Raw genomic sequence first — 575 nt, 5'->3', positions numbered from 1 at the left:
TGGCCCCCCTTCTCCCGAAGTTACGGGGGCATTTTGCCGAGTTCCTTAACCATAGTTCACCCGAACGCCTCGGTATTCTCTACCTGACCACCTGAGTCGGTTTAGGGTACGGGCCGCCATGAAACTCGCTAGAGGCTTTTCTCGACAGCATAGGATCATCCACTTCACCACAATCGGCTCGGCATCAGGTCTCAGCCACATGTGCGACGGATTTACCTACCGCACGGCCTACACCCTTACCCCGGGACAACCACCGCCCGGGCTGGACTACCTTCCTGCGTCACCCCATCACTCACCTACTACCGTCTTGGGTCGACGGCTCCACCACTCCCCTCAACTCCGAAGAGATCAGGGCGGCTTCACGGCCTTAGCATTAACGGGCTCGATGTTTGACGCTTCACAGCGGGTACCGGAATATCAACCGGTTATCCATCGACTACGCCTGTCGGCCTCGCCTTAGGTCCCGACTTACCCTGGGCAGATCAGCTTGACCCAGGAACCCTTAGTCAATCGGCGCACACGTTTCCCACGTGTGAATCGCTACTCATGCCTGCATTCTCACTCGTGAACCATCC

The 575-nt window shown here is 57.6% G+C and carries 1 rRNA gene; it reads right to left on the bottom strand.

Annotation, left to right across the window (positions count from 1 at the left end):
* Positions 1-575, bottom strand: a 23S ribosomal RNA gene (locus tag FGD71_RS34860); the annotation flags it as partial.

Source organism: Streptomyces sporangiiformans (assembly GCF_005768555.2).
Classification (GTDB): domain Bacteria; phylum Actinomycetota; class Actinomycetes; order Streptomycetales; family Streptomycetaceae; genus Streptomyces; species Streptomyces sporangiiformans.
Note: the sequence above shows the minus strand (reverse complement) of the source record. Positions and strands in the feature narration are given on the sequence as shown.